General features: G+C 61.9%; 15 protein-coding genes. 9 read left to right on the top strand and 6 right to left on the bottom strand.

Annotation, left to right across the window (positions count from 1 at the left end):
• Window positions 1–37: 37 nt before the first annotated feature.
• Window positions 38–256 carry a translation initiation factor IF-1 gene (gene infA, locus ATE40_RS05150; protein WP_002211347.1) on the top strand — a complete coding sequence of 73 codons (219 nt, stop codon included), beginning with the start codon at window positions 38–40 and terminating at the stop codon, window positions 254–256.
• 205 nt (window positions 257–461) lie between these two features.
• Here the strand turns inward: infA and clpA are convergent, their stop codons facing one another.
• On the bottom strand, window positions 462–2741 hold the full coding sequence (clpA, locus tag ATE40_RS05145; protein ID WP_004928343.1) for an ATP-dependent Clp protease ATP-binding subunit ClpA: 2280 nt from the start codon (window positions 2739–2741) through the stop codon (window positions 462–464).
• A gap of 27 nt (window positions 2742–2768) precedes the next feature.
• Window positions 2769–3089: an ATP-dependent Clp protease adapter ClpS gene (gene clpS, locus ATE40_RS05140; RefSeq protein ID WP_004928347.1), complete on the bottom strand. Its 321-nt coding sequence runs from the start codon at window positions 3087–3089 to the stop codon at window positions 2769–2771.
• A 355-nt stretch (window positions 3090–3444) separates the two neighbouring features.
• Here clpS and cspD point away from each other — a divergent pair, with 355 nt between their 5' ends.
• Complete coding sequence (cspD, locus tag ATE40_RS05135) at window positions 3445–3666, top strand: cold shock-like protein CspD (RefSeq protein WP_004928349.1); 222 nt, start codon at window positions 3445–3447, stop codon at window positions 3664–3666.
• Window positions 3667–3753: 87 nt separating this feature from the next.
• On the opposite strand, the gene macB is transcribed toward cspD, so the two are convergent.
• Both macB and macA read right to left on the bottom strand, forming a co-directional pair.
• Window positions 3754–5700, bottom strand: a complete 1947-nt coding sequence (gene macB / locus ATE40_RS05130) for a macrolide ABC transporter ATP-binding protein/permease MacB (RefSeq protein ID WP_063919118.1) — start codon at window positions 5698–5700, stop codon at window positions 3754–3756.
• A complete protein-coding gene (gene macA, locus ATE40_RS05125; RefSeq protein ID WP_063919117.1) occupies window positions 5700–6815 on the bottom strand; it encodes a macrolide transporter subunit MacA in 1116 nt (371 codons plus the stop codon). Before macA ends, macB begins: the two co-directional genes overlap by 1 nt.
• Before the next feature lie 194 nt (window positions 6816–7009).
• Between macA and ATE40_RS05120 the strand changes: the two genes are divergently transcribed.
• Window positions 7010–7963, top strand: coding sequence for a VirK/YbjX family protein (locus ATE40_RS05120; protein ID WP_019454563.1), 954 nt, complete (start codon window positions 7010–7012; stop codon window positions 7961–7963).
• Window positions 7964–7977: 14 nt separating this feature from the next.
• Here ATE40_RS05120 and ATE40_RS05115 read toward each other — a convergent pair whose 3' ends face one another.
• The gene (locus tag ATE40_RS05115) at window positions 7978–9636 is read right to left on the bottom strand and encodes an ATP-dependent endonuclease (RefSeq protein WP_019454564.1); all 1659 of its coding nucleotides are present in this window, start codon (window positions 9634–9636) and stop codon (window positions 7978–7980) included.
• Window positions 9637–9823: 187 nt separating this feature from the next.
• Here ATE40_RS05115 and ATE40_RS05110 point away from each other — a divergent pair, with 187 nt between their 5' ends.
• The 5 genes from ATE40_RS05110 to ltaE all read left to right on the top strand — a co-directional run bounded on the left by ATE40_RS05110 (window position 9824) and on the right by ltaE (window position 16620).
• Window positions 9824–10720, top strand: coding sequence for a LysO family transporter (locus ATE40_RS05110; RefSeq protein ID WP_019454565.1), 897 nt, complete (start codon window positions 9824–9826; stop codon window positions 10718–10720).
• Between the two features lie 180 nt (window positions 10721–10900).
• Complete coding sequence (gene hcp, locus ATE40_RS05105; protein ID WP_063919116.1) at window positions 10901–12550, top strand: hydroxylamine reductase; 1650 nt, start codon at window positions 10901–10903, stop codon at window positions 12548–12550.
• A gap of 55 nt (window positions 12551–12605) precedes the next feature.
• The gene (gene hcr / locus ATE40_RS05100; protein ID WP_025159682.1) at window positions 12606–13607 is read left to right on the top strand and encodes an NADH oxidoreductase; all 1002 of its coding nucleotides are present in this window, start codon (window positions 12606–12608) and stop codon (window positions 13605–13607) included.
• A 199-nt stretch (window positions 13608–13806) separates the two neighbouring features.
• On the top strand, window positions 13807–15528 hold the full coding sequence (poxB, locus tag ATE40_RS05095) for a ubiquinone-dependent pyruvate dehydrogenase (RefSeq protein WP_063919115.1): 1722 nt from the start codon (window positions 13807–13809) through the stop codon (window positions 15526–15528).
• A gap of 75 nt (window positions 15529–15603) precedes the next feature.
• Window positions 15604–16620, top strand: a complete 1017-nt coding sequence (ltaE, locus tag ATE40_RS05090; protein WP_063919114.1) for a low-specificity L-threonine aldolase — start codon at window positions 15604–15606, stop codon at window positions 16618–16620.
• A 28-nt stretch (window positions 16621–16648) separates the two neighbouring features.
• Here ltaE and ATE40_RS05085 read toward each other — a convergent pair whose 3' ends face one another.
• Window positions 16649–16996 (bottom strand): DUF1294 domain-containing protein, encoded by a 348-nt coding sequence (locus tag ATE40_RS05085; protein WP_019454570.1) that lies wholly within the window; start codon window positions 16994–16996, stop codon window positions 16649–16651.
• Between the two features lie 150 nt (window positions 16997–17146).
• On the opposite strand from ATE40_RS05085, the gene ATE40_RS05080 reads away from it, so the two are divergent.
• Window positions 17147–18586 carry a DUF2867 domain-containing protein gene (locus tag ATE40_RS05080; RefSeq protein WP_063919113.1) on the top strand — a complete coding sequence of 480 codons (1440 nt, stop codon included), beginning with the start codon at window positions 17147–17149 and terminating at the stop codon, window positions 18584–18586.
• The last annotated feature ends 147 nt before the right edge of the window (window positions 18587–18733 follow it).

Here is an 18733-nt window from a genome sequence, read left to right as displayed (position 1 = left end):
CGGTTAAAAACTAAGGTAGTTAAACCTAGAGGATTCGATGGCCAAAGAAGACAATATTGAAATGCAGGGCACCGTTCTTGATACGCTGCCGAACACCATGTTCCGCGTTGAATTGGAAAACGGGCACGTGGTAACCGCACACATCTCCGGTAAAATGCGTAAAAACTATATCCGCATCCTGACGGGCGACAAAGTCACTGTAGAGCTGACCCCGTACGACCTGAGCAAAGGCCGCATTGTCTTCCGTAGCCGTTAATCGGCTCACCGCGCGCCACACGCTGGCGGCATCGAGGATGTAATCCCTCGGGAGCCCTTTCCGTTTACCCCCGCAGCGACGTTAAACAACGGGTTGCAGGTGCGCAGGTAAACTGAGAGGGCTCACTCGTTTCTGTTGTACGGTGAATCTCACCCATAAAAAAAGCGATGCCGAAGCATCGCTTTTTCTTTGCCTGAAGGCGGCCTTAGTGCACCGCACCCTCATCCGCCTTGCGTTTGGCGGCACTGAGGAAGTGGTAAGTCAGCTGTTTTTTGTCCTTGTCCAGCTCGACCTTCACGGAACCGCCGTCCACCAGCGAACCGAACAACAACTCGTTGGCCAACGGTTTCTTCAGGTTTTCCTGCATGACGCGCGCCATCGGACGAGCGCCCATCGCACGGTCGTAACCCTTCACCGACAGCCAATCGCGCGCTTCGTCGCTCACTTCCAGCGAGACGCCCTTCGCATCCAGCTGCGCCTGCAGTTCGACGATAAACTTGTCGACCACCTGCTGGATCACCTCGGTAGACAGATGGTTGAACCAGATGATGTTGTCCAGACGGTTGCGGAACTCTGGCGTAAACACCTTCTTGATCTCTTCCATCGCGTCGGTGCTGTTGTCCTGCTGCACCAGACCGATCGACTTGCGTTCGGTTTCCCGCACCCCGGCGTTGGTGGTCATCACCAGGATCACGTTGCGGAAGTCCGCCTTGCGGCCGTTGTTATCGGTCAGCGTACCGTTGTCCATCACCTGCAGCAGCAGGTTGAACACGTCCGGGTGCGCCTTCTCGATCTCATCGAGCAGCACCACCGCATGCGGATGCTTGATCACCGCATCGGTCAGCAGACCGCCCTGATCGTAACCGACGTAGCCCGGAGGCGCGCCGATCAGACGGCTGACGGTATGCCGCTCCATGTACTCGGACATGTCGAAACGCAGCAGCTCGATATCCATCGCCTTGGCCAGCTGCACGGTGACCTCGGTTTTCCCGACCCCGGTCGGCCCGGCGAACAGGAAAGAACCGACCGGCTTGCGCTCGTGGCCCAGACCGGCGCGGCTCATCTTGATCGCTTCGGTCAGCGCTTCGATCGCCTGATCCTGACCGAATACCAGCATCTTCAAGCGATCGCCCAGGTTTCTCAGCACGTCACGATCGCTGGCCGACACGGTTTTCTCCGGGATGCGGGCGATGCGCGCCACCACGGATTCGATATCGGCCACGTTGACGGTTTTCTTGCGCTTGCTGGCCGGCATCAACCGGCTGCGGGCGCCCGCTTCGTCGATCACGTCGATCGCCTTGTCCGGCAGATGACGATCGTTGATGTATTTCACCGACAGCTCCACCGCGGCGCGGATCGCCTTGGCGGTATAACGCACGTCATGGTGCGCTTCATACTTGGCCTTCAGGCCGTTGATGATCTGAACGGTCTCTTCCGCCGTCGGCTCGGTGATGTCGATCTTCTGGAAGCGGCGCGCCAGAGCGCGATCCTTTTCGAAGATGTTGCTGAACTCCTGGTAGGTCGTCGAGCCGATCACCCGGATCTTGCCGCTCGACAGCAGCGGTTTGATCAGGTTGGCGGCATCCACCTGCCCACCGGAAGCCGCACCGGCGCCGATGATGGTGTGAATTTCATCGATGAACAGGATGCTGTTCTGATCCTGCTCCAGCTGCTTGAGCAGCGCCTTGAAGCGCTTCTCGAAGTCGCCGCGATATTTGGTGCCGGCCAGCAGTGAACCGATATCCAGCGAATACAGCGTGCAGTCCGCCATCACTTCCGGCACGTCGCCCTGCACGATGCGCCAGGCCAAGCCTTCGGCGATGGCGGTCTTGCCGACGCCGGATTCGCCGACCAGCAGCGGGTTGTTTTTACGACGGCGGCACAGCACCTGAATCGCGCGCTCCAGCTCACGATCGCGGCCGATCAACGGATCGATGCCGCCCACACGGGCCAACTGATTGAGGTTGGTGGTGAAGTTTTCCATACGGTCTTCCCCTCCGGACTGCTCTTCGTTCACCGGGTTTTCCGCATTCGGTGCTTGGCCCGGCTCGTCTTTACGCGTGCCATGTGAAATAAAGTTCACCACGTCGAGACGGCTGACGTCGTGCTTGCGCAGCAGATAAGCCGCCTGCGACTCCTGCTCGCTGAAGATGGCCACCAACACGTTGGCGCCGGAGACTTCGCTGCGGCCGGAAGATTGCACATGGAAGACCGCGCGCTGCAGCACGCGCTGGAAGCTGAGCGTCGGCTGAGTGTCGCGCTCCTCTTCGCCGGCGGGCAGCGTCGGTGTGGTTTGTTCGATGAAGGCTTCCAGCTCCTGGCGCAACGCGGCCAGATCCACCGTACATGCCTCAAGCGCTTCTCGCGCGGCAGGGTTGCTCAGCAACGCCAGCAACAGGTGCTCCACGGTCATAAACTCGTGTCTGTGCTCACGCGCCCTGGCGAAAGCCATGTTGAGACTGAGTTCCAGTTCTTGATTGAGCATAAGCACCTCCCCAATAGATTGCCTTATTCAGGCTTTTTCCAGCGTACAAAGCAACGGATGCTCGTTCTCCCTTGCGTACCGGTTCACATGGACGACTTTGGTTTCCGCCACCTCGGCGGTAAAAACACCACAGATCGCCTTGCCTTGATAGTGGACCGTGAGCATCAGTTGCGTTGCGCGTTCAATATCATAAGAAAAGAACTTTTGCAGAACGTCAATCACAAATTCCATCGGTGTGTAATCGTCGTTGTTAAGTATAACTTTATACATAGACGGCGGTTTTACCGCATCGATTTGTTTTTCTTCGGCCAAGTGTTCAAAATTTAGCCAATCGTTGTTATTGCCCATCGCTACTCATCTTCTCTGCTCTGTCCTCTGATATGGGGACAGGTTTCGGTTATTCAAAGTGGGGATAGTTACTATTTTATCATCTTCGGCATCGTCCCGCCGCACTGTAACGTGCGCAAAAAAACGGGCCAATTGTGACTGAATCGTGGCAATAGCGTTACCTGCTTCAAACTTTGGTGAACTGCTCCCCGCCGACAAAAGCCGATCGCTTGACGCCCCGATCATTTGCTCTAGAGTGTAAATTCGTGGCTGGTGGTCTTTTAACCACCCCTTGTCCACGCTGCTACTCGCCCATGGCGGGTGCGAAATCAGTTATTCATCTCACTTAAAATAGCGTTGCGAGGGATGTAAAAGCATGGAGACGGGTACTGTTAAATGGTTTAACAACGCCAAAGGTTTTGGTTTCATCTGCCCAGCCGGCGGTGGCGAAGATATTTTCGCGCATTATTCCACAATCAAGATGGATGGTTACAGAACGTTGAAGGCGGGCCAGCAGGTCAGCTTCGACGTGCATCAAGGGCCCAAAGGCAACCATGCCAGTCTTATTGTGCCGGTGGAAAGCGAGGCGCTGTCCTAAACGCTTCCCGCAGCGTCGCGCTGCACTGACCGTGACTGCGATAAAAATGCCAGCCGCCGTGTGACTGGCATTTTTTATGCCCTTGACTTACTCGCGCGCCAGCGCATCGATAGGATTCAGCCGCGCGGCGTTGCGCGCCGGCAGATAGCCGAACACCACACCGATGCCGGTGGAGCAGAGGAAGGCGCTCAGCAACGCCGCCGGCGGGAAGCTGATCTGCCAACCCGGCAGCACCAACTGCACCGCCAGACCGATGGCGAACGACAGCGTAATTCCCAGCGCGCCCCCCACCAGGCAGACCAAGACCGCCTCGATCAGGAACTGCTGCAGCACGTCACCGGAACGGGCGCCCACCGCCATGCGGATGCCGATCTCGCGCGTGCGCTCGGTCACCGACACCAGCATGATGTTCATCACGCCGATGCCGCCGACCACCAGCGAAATCACCGCCACCAGCGTCAGGAACAGCTGCAGCGTGCGGGTGGTTTTCTCTGCGGTTTGCACCAGGCTGTCCATGTTATAGGTAAAGAAATCCTTCTTGCCGTGGCGCAGCGTCAACAGACGCGACAGCTGTTGCTCCGCTTCCTTGCTGTCGTAACCGTCGCGGATGCGCACGGTGATCGAATCGAAATAGCTGTTGCCCATCAGCCGGTTGGCCATGGTGCTGTAAGGCACCCATACGTTCAGCGTTTTGCTGCTGCCGAACATCGACTGCTTCTCCTTCGCCACGCCGACCACCGTCGCCGGCATGTTGCCGACCAGGATCACCTCACCCACCACGTTCTTCTGGTGCGGGAACAGCCGCCGTTGGGTATTGGCGTCGATCACCACCGTCTGCGCCTGCGATTGCACCTGCATCGGATCGATGCCGACGCCCTGGGTAAAACTCATGCCGTACACGCGGAAGAACTGCTCGCTGACGCCGTTGACGTTGGCCGCCGCGTCGACGTTGCCCAGCCGCAGCCGCATGCTGCTGCTGATGCTCGGCGACAGCGCGCTGATGTAAGGCTGCTCGCGCAGCGCATCGAGATCGCCGTATTTCAACGATTGCCGGTAGGTCGGATCGTCGTCGCCGAAATCCTTGCCGGGGTATATGTCGACGGTGTTGGTGCCGATCGATTTGATGTCCGCCAGCACCATCTGCTTGGCGGCGTCGCCGATGACCAGGATTGAGACCACCGAGGCGATACCGATAATGATGCCGAGCATGGTCAGCGCGGTGCGCATCTTGTTGGCCGCCATCGCGCGCCAGGCCATGACCAGCGCTTCGCGGAAGCGGCCGCCCATCTGCCGCCAGGAAGGCGCCGCGGCGGCCAGCGCCAGCGGCTTGGCCTGCGCATTCTCCTGCGGTGCCGGCCGCGAATCGGCAATGATCTCGCCGTCGCGGATTTCGATGATCCGTTCAGCCTGGCGCGCCACCGCCGGATCGTGAGTCACCAGGATCACCGTGTGGCCCTGGGCGCACAGCTGCTTGAGGATCGCCATCACCTCTTCGCCGGAATGGCTGTCGAGCGCGCCGGTCGGCTCATCCGCCAGGATCACCTGCCCGCCGTTCATCAGCGCGCGGGCGATGCTGACGCGCTGCTGCTGGCCGCCGGAAAGCTGGCTCGGCCGATAGTTGACGCGCTCCCCCAGCCCCAGACGCCGCAACAGCGCTACCGCCCTTTCGCGCCGCGCCGCTTTGCCCAGCCCGGCGTACACCGCCGGCACTTCGACGTTGTGCGCCGCGCTCAGGTGCGGCAGCAGATGATAGCGCTGAAAGATAAAGCCGAAATGCTCGCGCCGCAGCTGCGCCAGCGCATCGTCGCTCAGCGTCGCCACATCCTGCCCGGCTACCCGATACACGCCGGCGCTCGGCTTGTCCAGACAGCCGAGAATGTTCATCAGCGTCGATTTTCCGGAGCCGGAGGCCCCCATGATCGCCACCATTTCACCGGCGTCGATGCTCAGGCTGATCCCCTTCAGCACCTCCACCGTCTGCTCGCCGGAACGGTAGCTACGGCGAATGCCGTTCAGCTGCAACAGCGCCGCCATCAGCCGGCCTCCACGCCGCCACGGCTGACGATCACCTCATCACCCGCCTCGAGCCCGCTGAGGATCTGCACGTCGATATTGTTGCGCAGGCCGATGGCCACTTCGCGCTTCTCTTCCTTGCCGTGTTTCAGCACCGAGACGTGGTAGCGATTGTCGGCGATCTGATCGCCCAGCGCAGCCAGCGGGATCACCAACGCCTGTTTGACGCCGGCCAGTTGAATATGCACCTGCGCCGTCATTTGCAAGCGCAGCAGCCTCTCAGGGTTGGGCACTTCGAAACGCGCATAATAGAAGATGGCGTTGTTGACCTTTTCCGGCGTCGGCTGAATGTCTTTCAGCACGCCGTCGAAGCGCCGGGTCGGATCGCCAAGCACCGTGAACCAGGCCTGCTGGCCCGGCTTGAGGTTAATGACGTCGGCCTCCGATACCTGCGCTTTCACCAGCATGGTGCCGAGATCCGCCAGCGTCAGAATATTCGGCGCCTGCTGCGCCGCGATCACCGTCTGGCCCTGCAGCGTGGTGATCTGCACCACGTCGCCATCCATCGGCGCTTCGATGCGGGTGTAGGCGAGGTTGATCTTGGCGGTATCCAGGCTGGCCTGATTGCGGGCGATCTGCGCATTGATGGTGCCCACCTGCGCTTTCTTCACCGCCAGCTGCGTCGCCGCCTGATCCAGATCCTGGCGCGATACCGCCTGCAGCTTGGCTAGCGCCTGGTTGCGTTGCAGCGTGACCGCCGCCAGCTGCTGCTCGGCCTGCGCCTGCAGCAGTTGGGCATGCAGTTCGCGCAGCGTCGCTTCCCCTTCGCGAATGCTGTTCTGCGCCTGTTGCGGATCGATGACCCCCAGCAACTGGCCTTTCTTCACCTTGTCGCCGATCTCGACATACAGCTTTTCCAACTGGCCGCTAACCTGCGCGCCGACATCAACCTTGCGCACCGCGTCCAGTTGACCGGTCGCCAACACGTTCTGCTGTAGATCGCGCTGAGTGGCTTTCACCGTTTTGAAATCGATTGGCGCCGGATGGCGGAAGTGCCAAACGGCCGCCGCGGCAATCGCCGCGATCGCCGCCAGAGCAAGTATCCAGCGGCGTTTATGTCCTTTAAACCCTGTCAAAATTGACCTGCCTGTGCTTGTGAATATCGACCGCCCACTGCGGCGGCGGAGCTAAATTAGCATGCACCGCAGGGAATAACTAAACCTTAGCTCAACACAATGTGGAGACACGCTTGGTTACAGTTCGGCATTGAACTCCCGTTTAGTGAAGCCTTGATGAAATAGCGCCATTCAACACAGCCAAGGATTTCATCATGTCACAGCTCAGCTACCCACTCGCCTCCGCCCAGCCGCTTAACGGCTGGCAACTGATGACGGCGCTGATCAATGGCGAGAAGGCGCCGAGCAATGCCTGGAAAAAAACCTCGTTTCGCCTGAAGTTTCTCGGCCGTTCGCTGCTCAACTGGCGCACCACCAGCGGCCTGCTCAGCACTCTGGCCAGCAACCCGCTGCTGGAAGAGATCCTGAGCGCGCAGCCGAACCTGCCGTGCAAACTGCATCGCCCGTACCTGGCGGCCAACATGAGCAAGATCGAATGTCTGTTCGCCCTGCGCGATCACTACGATCTCATCGTACAGCGCATGCCGCTGAAGATGCGTCTCGGCCACCTCAGCCCACAGCCTTTCGTGCTGGCCAGCGCGATGGGCAAGAACGAAGTGCCGATCACGCTGGAGCTGGCGGCGATCGACAAGCTGAATAAGGAAGGGGAAGCCACGCTGCTGCTGCGCAACGCCAACGGCGTGATGCTGGCGGAGATCACCTTCGCGCTGATGCATTATCAGCAGCAGCCGACGCTGTTCATCGGCGGCCTGCAGGGCGCGAACCATGACGTGCCTCACGCCGAGATCCAGCACACCACCAAAGAGTGTCATGGCCTGTTCCCCAAACGGCTGGTGCTGGAAGGCATCTGCACGCTGGCGCGGCACCTCGGCATCCGCCAGATCGTGGCGGTCGGCAACGCCACCCATATCTATCAAAACTGGCGTTACCAAAGTAAGAAGAAAGACAAACTGCACGCCGATTACGATCAGTTTTGGCTGTCAATGGGTGCCAAACCGCTCGATAGCGGCTATTTCCTGCTGCCCGAGCGCATCGCCCGCAAGCCGGTCGAAGAGATTGCCAGCAAAAAACGCGCCGAATATCGCCGCCGCTATCAGTTGCTGGACGAGCTGGAACAGGGATTGGCGGCGCATTTCTGCGCCCGATAACGCCCGGCGGGCCGTCAGTCCGCCCGGCCGCGCGCCAGCCAGATCACCCGTGAGAACATTTTTTTCAGCAGCGGCGGCACCGAATCGGTGCCCCATTCGCCGGCCTGCATCGCAACCTCGATCGCCAGATCCGGCTTCGAGGAGTGGTGGACCGCTTTCAGGATCACCTTGCGCACCGGCATCTGCGCGTTGAGCGGCACCGACGCCATCCGGTGATAGACCGGGCCGAACCCTTCGCGGAACATAAAGTGCTCCATGTCCGGCGCCGGCAGCGCGGTCAGCCGATCGCGCTCGTTGTCTTCATGATTGTCCAGTAGGCTGCGCACGGTGTTGGCGTACTTTTTACCCGCCTCGTCGCCGTCCACCAGCGCATGCCATTCGATGCCCATGCGGCGGGCGAAGCGCAGCAGCGGCTTCAGGCCGCACTGGGCGAATTCGATGACCCTCACCCCTTCCGCCTCGAAATGGTAGCCGCACTGGCGCGCCAGCTCGTTCAGCAGCCACACTTCGGTCTCGCCCTCCACCAGCAGCCAGCAGCGGGCGAACAGCGACGATGGCCGATTGAAACGGATGTGAAACGCGATGCGCCGCCCGTCTTCGGCGCTGAGCCCGCGCGGCCCGAGACGATAGGTCGCGACCCGCCCCGACTCGCGCACCAGCCGGCATACGTGTTCCACCGGCACCAGCGACACCAGTTCGCTGGAGTTGGTGGTGGTGATGCGCTGCAACGGCAGCTGATTGAGTAGCCCCCAGGCCACCGACAGCATAATCGGATGCAGGCGAGTTTCCGGGTCCTCCACCAGCAGCAGCGGCCGGGCGTGCGGGTCCAGCTTGACGTCGCCCTTGGCCTGCAACAGGGTGGAAAACATCCCCAGCAGGATCAGGCGCATGCTGCGGCTGTTCGGTTCGGCCACCATACGGTTGATGCCGTCCAGCGCGCGCCAGGCGTCCTGCTCCGGTTCGCCGCCGCGACGACGCGGCCGCGCCACCTGCGAACTCTGCTCGGCGAAATAGTGCTCCAGCAGCTGCTGCATGGCCGCCAGCCCCTGGCGCAGCTCGCTGTTGGTCAGCTTCTGCGGATTGCGCACCAGCTCGCGCGTCAGCTGATCCAGTTGCTGCGCCAGCGCCTGCGTATCAGGTTTGCGTTCATCGCCGAGGCTGCTGGGGCGCAAGCGGCGAATAAAACGCGCGTCACGCAGGCGCAATACCGGGTGGATGCGGATGATGGCGTGGGCCAGCTGTTCAATATGGTGCAGTTGAAAGGCGTTGCCGTCGGCATCGAGAAAACCGCGCCAGGTACACACCGTGCCGTCGTCGGCCAGCTCGCCCTCGCAGCGGTAATGAATACGGCTCAGGCCATCTTCACCCTTGACCCACAGCGGCGTCAGATGGCGATAGCGCGGCAGGTGCGCATGGCCGATGTCTTTCTCGCAAAAGGTGAACACCACCTGCAGATGGCGCTCTTTGGCCGCCTCTTCACCCGGCGGGAAATGGAAGTCGTGCGCTTCAAAACGATACAGTTTCTGCTCCGGCGCCAGCAACAGCGTCAGCGCATCCAGCAGGCTGGATTTACCCCAGGCGTTTTCGCCAAGCAACAGCGTGTTGTCGTCCAGCATCAGCGACAGCCGATTAATGCCACGAAAACCTACAATTTCGATACGCTCCAAGAACATCCGCCGCCTCCCGTGCGTGTCGCCAGCTCTTCAATGAGGTGACTTTCACAGAGCATGGTCAAAAAACCCCTTGCAGGTCAAGCGACCAACGTCAAATCTGCCGCTTTACTCCGGCCGGGCTTTTGGTTAGCGTGTGCTCCTCGCCGCCATTCGGCGCGCTTCAATACTCAAGGACACAAGCTGCACCATGTACTCAGGACTGCTGATTATTCTGTTACCGCTGATTGTCGGTTACCTCATACCCTTGCGCCATCGTCCGCTGCTGGTGCTGATCAACCGGCTGCTGAGCTGGATGGTGTACGTGATCCTGTTTTTCATGGGCATCAGCCTGGCGTTTATGGAAAACCTCAGCAGCAACCTGGTGTTGATCTTCCAGTACAGCGCGGTGTTCTTCTTCTGCATTCTCTGCGCCAACCTGCTGCTGCTGGCGCTGCTGGAGCGGCGCATGCCGTGGCGCAGTAGCCATAAACAGGAAAAACTGCCTTCGCGCGTGCACATGGCGCTGGAGTCGCTCAAGCTGTGCGGCGTGGTGCTCGGCGGCTTCCTGCTCGGCCTGACGCAGTGGTCATGGCTGCAGTTCGCCCATAAAGGCAGCGAATATGCGCTGATCTTCCTGCTTCTATTGGTTGGCATCCAGCTGCGCAACAGCGGCATGACGCTGCGCCAGATCATACTCAACCGCCGCGGCACGCTGGTGGCGCTGGTGGTGGCCGTTGCATCGCTGGCCGGCGGCGCACTGGCGGCTCAGCTGCTGGGGTTACCGGTGAAGGCCGGGCTGGCGATGGCCTCCGGCTTCGGCTGGTACTCGCTGTCCGGCATTCTGATCACCGACGCCTACGGCCCGGTGATGGGCAGCGCCGCGTTCTTCAACGATCTGGCGCGCGAGCTGGTGGCGATCATGCTGATCCCGACGCTGGTGCGCCGCAGCCGCTCCACCGCCCTCGGCCTGTGCGGCGCCACCTCGATGGACTTCACCCTGCCGGTGCTGCAGCGCAGCGGCGGGCTGGACATGGTGCCGCCCGCCATCGTGCACGGCTTCCTGCTGAGCCTGCTGGCACCGGTGCTGATCGCTCTGTTCTCCTGATCCTTTCCCCGGGGGGCCGACCGGCCCCCAATAGGTAATAATTCCCATCCGCACGGCAAAATTGCGCTAAATCAAACTTGCCCGCACTAGTCGCACAAAAGCCTTTTGCAACCCCAATCGCCGATCTATGCTTTTAAACAAGCATTATAAATGCAACTTTAAAAATAAAAGGAAGCGACTATGTTCTGTGTGCAATGTGAACAAACCATTCGTACCCCGGCAGGCAACGGCTGCTCGTATGCTCAGGGCATGTGCGGCAAAACGGCGGAAACCTCCGATCTGCAGGATCTGCTGGTGGCGGCGCTGCAGGGTCTCTCCGCCTGGGCGCTACAGGCGCGTTCGCTGGGCATCGTCGACCACGAAATCGACAGCTTCGCCCCGCGCGCCTTCTTCTCCACTCTGACCAACGTCAACTTCGACTCCCAGCGCATCATCGGCTACGCGCGGGAAACCCTGCTGCTGCGCGACTCGCTGGCCGCCCGTTGCCGGCTGCTGGACGCCGGCGTGCGCGTCGAGCATCCGATGGCGGCGCTGCAGCTGGCCGGTGACGATATGCCTGCGCTGCTGCAACAGGCGGCGCAGTTTGCCCTCAACGACGACAAAGCCGAGGTGGGCGACGACGTACACGGCTTGCGCATGCTTTGCCTGTATGGCCTGAAAGGCGCAGCGGCCTATATGGAACACGCGCACGTGCTCGGCCAGTTCGACGAGCAACTCTATGCCGACTACCACGCCTTTATGGCCTGGCTCGGCACCCGGCCGCGCGACGTCGACACCCTGCTGAACAACGCCATGGGCATCGGCAAGATGAACTTCAACGTGATGGCGATCCTCGATCGCGGTGAAACCCAGGCCTACGGCGATCCGCAGCCTAGCGCGGTCAACGTGCGCCCGGTAGCCGGGAAAGCCATTCTGATTTCCGGCCACGATCTGAAAGATCTGCGCATGCTGCTCGAGCAAACCGAAGGGCAAAACGTCAACATCTACACCCACGGTGAAATGCTGCCGGCGCACGGCTATCCGGAACTGAAAAAATTCAAGCACCTGGTGGGCAACTACGGCAGCGGCTGGCAGAACCAGCAGACCGAGTTCGCCAAATTCCCCGGCCCGATCGTGATGACCTCCAACTGCATCATCGATCCTAACGTCGGCAATTACGGCGACCGCATCTGGACCCGCAGCATCGTCGGTTGGCCGGGCGTCAACCATCTGGAAGGCGATGACTTCGGCGCCGTGATCCGCCAGGCGCAAGGCATGAACGGCTTCCCTTATACCGAGATTGAGCATCTGATCACCGTCGGCTTCGGTCGCCAGACACTGCTTAACGCCGCCGACACGGTAATTGACCTGGTGTCGCAAAAGAAACTGCGCCACGTCTTCCTGGTCGGCGGCTGCGACGGCAGCCGCGACGAACGCAGCTACTTCACCGACTTCGCCCGCAGCGTGCCGCAAGACTGCCTGATCATGACACTGGCCTGCGGCAAGTACCGCTTCAACAAGCTGGACTTCGGCACGCTGGAGGGGTTGCCGCGCCTGCTGGACGTCGGCCAGTGCAACGACGCTTACTCCGCCATCATGCTAGCGGTCAAGCTGGCCGACACCCTCGGCTGCAGCGTCAACGAGCTGCCGCTCAGCCTGGTGCTGTCGTGGTTTGAACAGAAGGCGATCGTCATTCTGCTGACGCTGCTGTCGCTGGGGGTGAAAAACATCGTCACCGGCCCGACCGCGCCGGGCTTCCTGACCGATAACCTGATGGCGATCCTCAACGAGAAATTCGGCCTGCGTCCGATCACCACCGTCGAGCAGGATATCGCCGCGCTGCTCGCCTGATGCCGTTACGTTATGGGGCCGCTTGCGCCGGCCCCTTTGCTTTTTGAGGTGCCCGATGACTCAACCCACTCCGCTTTGCCCGAACCGCATGCAGGTGCATTCCATCCAGCGTGAAACCGCCGACGTCTGGACGCTGAACCTGATCTGCGACGTTTTCTACCCTTACCAGGCCGGCCAGTTTGCGCTGGTCAGCATCCGTAACAGCGAGGAGACGCTGCGCGCTTATACGCTCTCCTCCTCGCCCGGCCAGAGCCGCTTTCTCAGTATCAGCGTGCGCTGCCTGCCGGACGGCGTCGGATCGCGCTGGCTGACGCAAGAGGTCAAGCCCGGCAACACCCTGTGGCTGTCCGACGCGCAGGGCGAATTCAGCTGCGAACGCCACCCGGCCGATCGTTACCTGATGCTGGCCGCCGGCTGCGGCGTGACGCCGATCGTCTCGATGTGCCGCTGGCTGACCGCTAACCGCCCGGCCTGCGATATCGCCGTGATCTTTAACGTGCGCACTCCCGCCGACACGATCTTCGCCGATCAATGGCGCGCGCTGTGCGCCGCCCATCCGCAGCTGCGCCTGACGCTGATGGCCGAGCAGGATCTGCAACCCGGATACCTCAGCGGCCGCATCAATGAACAGGCGCTGCGGCAGGCGGCGCCGGATATCGCCGAACGCACGGTGATGACCTGCGGCCCCGCGCCCTATATGGACCAGGTGGAGCAGCTGTGCCGTCAGCTCGGCGTGCCGGCCGAGCGCTTCCATAAAGAGCAGTTCCACACGCCGGCGGCGCAGAGCGACGCGGCTGAAGGGCTGACGCTGCGCGCCGCCCGCCCGCTGCGCGAGTTCCGCGTGCCGGTCGGCAGCACGCTGCTGGCGGCGATGGAGGCCAACGCCCTGCCGGTCAACGCCGCCTGCCGCGCCGGGGTGTGCGGCTCGTGCAAAACCCGTATCCTAGAAGGCGACTACACCACCACCAGCACCATGACGCTGAGCGCGGAGGAGGTAGCGCAGGGCTACGTGCTGGCCTGCAGTTGCCAGCTGCAGGGCGATGTCACGCTGGCGTGATCCCCTGGCCCCATCGTCGCGATGGGGCATTTATCGGCAAGTTCCCCCATCCCCGCCCGGTTACACTTTCCTCCGTCCTACGCTCTTTACCCTTCCTGACCGCATCTCGTCCAACGCCGGTAAGCTATGCTTGCAGTTGTTCTGCTGACACTCACCGGATCGAGTACACATTGTTTTTCAAACCATGTTTGGGGGAACCATGAAGCAAACCGTAGCCACACTGATCGCCAAAACGCTGGACCAAGCCGGCGTAAAACGCATTTGGGGCGTGACCGGCGATTCGCTCAACGGCCTTAGCGACAGCCTGCACCGCATGGGCACCATCGAATGGCTGGGCACCCGCCATGAAGAGGTGGCCGCCTTCGCCGCCGGCGCCGAAGCCCAGCTCACCGGCCAGTTGGCGGTGTGCGCCGGTTCCTGCGGCCCCGGCAACCTGCACCTGATCAACGGCCTGTTCGACTGCCACCGCAACCATGTGCCGGTGCTGGCGATCGCCGCGCATATCCCTTCCAGCGAAATCGGCAGCGGCTACTTCCAGGAAACGCATCCGCAGGAGCTGTTCCGCGAATGCAGCCACTATTGCGAACTGGTTTCCAACCCGGAACAGCTGCCGCGCGTGCTGGAGATCGCCATGCGCAAGGCGATCCTCAACCGCGGCGTCTCGGTGGTGGTCTTGCCGGGCGACGTGGCGCTGCGCATGGCGCCGGAAGACGCGCCCCTGACCTGGCATACCCCGGCGCTGCCGCTGGTGCAGCCGCCGATGAGCGAGCTGAACAAGCTGGCGGAAACGCTGAATAAGGCGAAGAACATCACCCTGATGTGCGGCAGCGGCTGCGCCGGCGCGCACGATGAAGTGGTTAAGCTGGCCGAAATGCTGCAGGCGCCGGTAGTGCATGCGCTGCGCGGCAAAGAACATATCGAATGGGATAACCCCTACAGCGTCGGCATGACCGGGCTGATCGGCTTTTCCTCCGGCTACCACGCCATGATGAACGCCGACACGCTGGTGCTGCTCGGCACCCAGTTCCCCTATCGCGCGTTCTACCCCACCAACGCCAACATCATTCAGATCGACATCAACCCCGGCAGCATCGGCGCGCACTGCCCGGTCAATATGGCGCTGGTGGGCGACATCCACACCACGCTCACCGCCCTGCTGCCGCAGCTGGAGCCGAAGCGCGACCGGGCGTTCCTCGACAAGGCGCTGGAGCACTACCGCAACGCGCGCCAGGATCTCGACGGGCTGGCGACCGCCAACGACGACCAACCGATCCACCCGCAGTATCTGGCGCAGCAGCTCAGCCACTACGCCAGCGAGGACGCCATCTTCACCTGCGACGTCGGCACGCCGACGGTATGGGCCGCGCGCTACGTGAAAATGAACGGCAAGCGTCGCCTGCTCGGTTCGTTCAACCACGGTTCGATGGCCAACGCCATGCCGCAGGCGATCGGCGCCCAGGCCACCGCGCCGGATAAACAGGTGATCGCCATGTGCGGCGACGGCGGTTTCACCATGCTGATGGGGGACTTCCTGTCGCTGGCGCAGCTCAAGCTGCCGGTGAAGATCGTGGTGTTCAACAACAGCGTGCTGGGGTTCGTGGCGATGGAGATGAAGGCCGGCGGCTACCTGACCGATGGCACCGATCTGCATAACCCGGACTTTGCGGCAATCGCCAACGCCGCCGGCATCAAGGGCATCCGCGTGGAAAAAGCCTCGGAACTGGATGGCGCACTGCAGGAGATGTTGGCGCATCCCGGCCCGGCGCTGCTGGACGTGGTCACCGCCAAGCAAGAGTTGGCGATGCCGCCGCAGATCAAGTTCGAACAGGCGAAAGGCTTCAGCCTGTACATGCTGCGCGCCATCATCAACGGCCGCGGCGATGAAGTGGTCGAGCTGGCGAAAACCAACTGGCTGCGTTAAGCAAGCTGCCCCGGTAAAATAAAGGGTATATGATGCCATGTACCCTTTTCCTCTCCCTTACATTCCAGGAACCCTATGCTTATCGATCTACGCAGCGACACCGTTACCCGCCCCAGCGCCGCCATGCGCCAGGCGATGGCTCAGGCAGAGGTCGGCGACGACGTCTACGGCGATGACCCGACGGTCAACGCACTGGAGGCCGAGGCGGTGCGCCTGTCGGGCAAAGAAGCGGCGCTGTTTCTGCCCAGCGGCACCCAGGCCAATCTGGTGGCGCTGCTGAGCCACTGCCAGCGCGGCGACGAGTATCTGGTCGGCCAGCAGGCGCACAACTATAAATACGAAGCCGGCGGCGCGGCGGTGCTGGGCAGCATCCAGCCGCAGCCGATCGAGGCCGACGCGGACGGCACGCTGCCGCTGGACAAGCTCGCCGCCGCCATTAAACCCGACGACATCCACTTCGCCCGCACCCGGCTGCTGAGCCTGGAAAACACCATCAGCGGCAGAGTCTTGCCGCAGGCCTACCTGCAGCAGGCGTGGCAGTTTACCCGCGAGCGCCAGCTGGCGCTGCATATCGACGGCGCGCGCATCTTCAACGCCGCCGTAGCGCTGAACCTGCCGCTGAAAGAGATCGTACAATACTGCGACACCTTCACCATTTGCCTGTCGAAGGGATTAGGCGCGCCGGTCGGATCGCTGCTGTGCGGCAGCGAAACCTTCATTCAACGCGCGCTGCGCTGGCGCAAAATGACCGGCGGCGGGCTGCGTCAGGCCGGCATTCTGGCGGCGGCCGGTCTTTACGCCTTGGAGCATAACGTCGCGCGGCTGCGCGAAGACCATGACAACGCGGCCTGGCTGGAGCAACAGCTGCGGCAGATCGGCGTGGAGATCGCCGAACCCGGCGCGCAGACCAACGTGCTGTATCTGCGCCAATCTCCTGAGCTGGCGGCCAAATTCGGCCCGTGGATGCGCGAACGCGGCGTGCTGATCAGCAGCGGCCCGCTGACGCGCATTCTGACCCACCTCGACGTCAGCCGCCAGGACCTGCAGCGGGTGGTCGAGCTGTGGCGGGAGTTCCTGCAGCAGCACGCCTGATCCTTCGGGGCGCACGGCGCGCCCCGCATCAGAAAATCCAGCGGCCGTAAACCCAATACCACAGCCCCAGCACCGCCGCCAGGTTGAGCGCCACGCTGAGAATAAACCAGGTTTTAAACGGCTGTTTCTGGGTCTTGTGGCGAAACAGCTGCTGCGCCGCCAGTGCGCCCAACCACCCGCCCAGCGCGCCGAACAGCAACAGCGTCGCCTCCGGCACCCGCCGCCACCCCTTGCGCGCCGCCAGCTTATCGCCGCCATAGATCAGAAACGTCAGCAGATTGGCCGACAGCAGCCACATCCACACCGGATGCGGCGAGAACAGGCTGGCGATCAGCGCCAGGCCCAGCAGGGCGTAACAAATCACATTGAGTTTCATGGCATCCGGTTTTTCATTCGATAAGGGGCGCGTAGTGTGAACCTGCGCTACGGCGGATGCAACCGGCTTATACCCATACAGAAAGTGCATTTAAACCCTGAATTTGGCATCCTGTCGTTCTGCGACTCTTTCACCGCACAAGGCGGCACGATGACACCCCAACGCGTACTGGTTCTTGGAGCCAGTGGCTATATAGGCCAGAACCTGATCCCGCACCTGATCGAACAAGGGCACCAGATTACCGCCGCCGCGCGGCGCATCGAGTGGCTGCAGGAGCAGAACTGGCCACAGGTCAACTGCCTGTATGCCGATCTGTACCGCCCGGAAACCCTGAGCGCGGCGCTGTGGGAGATAGATACGCTGTACTATCTGGTGCACGCGATGGGCGACGGCGACGACTTTATCGAAAAGGAACGTCAGGCGGCGGAAAATCTGCGCGACGCACTGCGCAATGCCTGCGTCAAGCAGGTGATCTTCCTTGGCGCGCTGCAGCCGAACGACGACAGTTCGCCGCACCTGGCGGCACGCCGCCTGACCGGAGAGATCCTGCGCCAAAGCGGCGTACCGGTCACCGAGCTGCGCGCCGGCATCATCGTTGGCCCCGGCTCGGCGGCGTTCGAAGTGATGCGCGATATGGTCTATAACCTGCCGGTGCTGACGCCGCCGCGCTGGGTGCGTTCGAAATCGTCGCCGGTGGCGCTGGAGAACCTGCTGGTTTATCTGGCCGATCTGCTGGCGCATCCGGCGCAGGAACACCGCATCTTCGACGTCGCCGGGCCGGAATACCTCAGCTATCAGGACATGTTCAAACGCTTTATCGCCATCAGCGGCAAACGGCGCTGGCTGATCCCGATCCCCTTGCCGACGCGGCTGATTTCGGTGTGGTTCATCAGCCTGATCACCTCGGTGCCGACGCCGATCGCCCGCGCGCTGATCCAGGGACTGAAGCACGATCTGCCCGCCGATGGCCGGCCATTGCAGGCCCTGATCCCACAACGGCTGCACACCTTTGATCAGGCGGTCACCACCACGCTGCAGCGCGAGCTGGAAGTGGTCGACTCCGCCGACTGGGGCTACGATCCGGCGGCGCAGGCGCGCTGGCGCCCCGGCTACGGCTACTACCCCAAACAGGCCGGTTGCTCGCTGGATACCGCCGCCTCCAGCCAGGCCCTGTGGCAAACGGTGCAGCAGCTGGGAGGAGAAGAAGGCTATTTCTACGCCAATATCCTGTGGCGGATCCGCGCGCGCATGGACGACATGATCGGCAACGGCGTGGTCTATGGCCGCCCGGCGCGCGCGGCCCTGGCGCTGGGCGACGAAATCGACGGCTGGAAAGTGATTACCCTGAAGCCGCTGCGGCAGCTGGCGCTGCTGTTTGGCATGAAGGCGCCCGGCCTGGGGCGGCTAAGCCTCACCATCACCGATCACGGCGATCGCCGCACGCTGGACGTGCGTGCCTGGTGGCACCCGGCCGGCTTCAGCGGGCTGCTGTATTGGTTCGCCATGATGCCCGCGCATCTGTTTATTTTTCGCGGCATGGCGAAACGCATCGCCGAGCTTGCCGAGGGCCTGGACCGCCAACGCCGCTGAACGGCGCTCATTTGTCGATCAACCGCACAGTTTGCCGCTGTGCTTCGGGGCTTTCCGATTGCATAGCGCACGAAATCACGGAAGAATGGCATCTTATTTGCTGGGAGCGCCGCAAGCGCCCGCCGGTCTTCCGATTTTGGGTGAGAA

The sequence above is a fragment of the Serratia surfactantfaciens genome, from assembly GCF_001642805.2.
Classification (GTDB): domain Bacteria; phylum Pseudomonadota; class Gammaproteobacteria; order Enterobacterales; family Enterobacteriaceae; genus Serratia; species Serratia surfactantfaciens.
The sequence above is the reverse complement of the archived record's forward strand: the minus strand, read 5'-3'. Positions and strand labels throughout refer to the sequence as shown.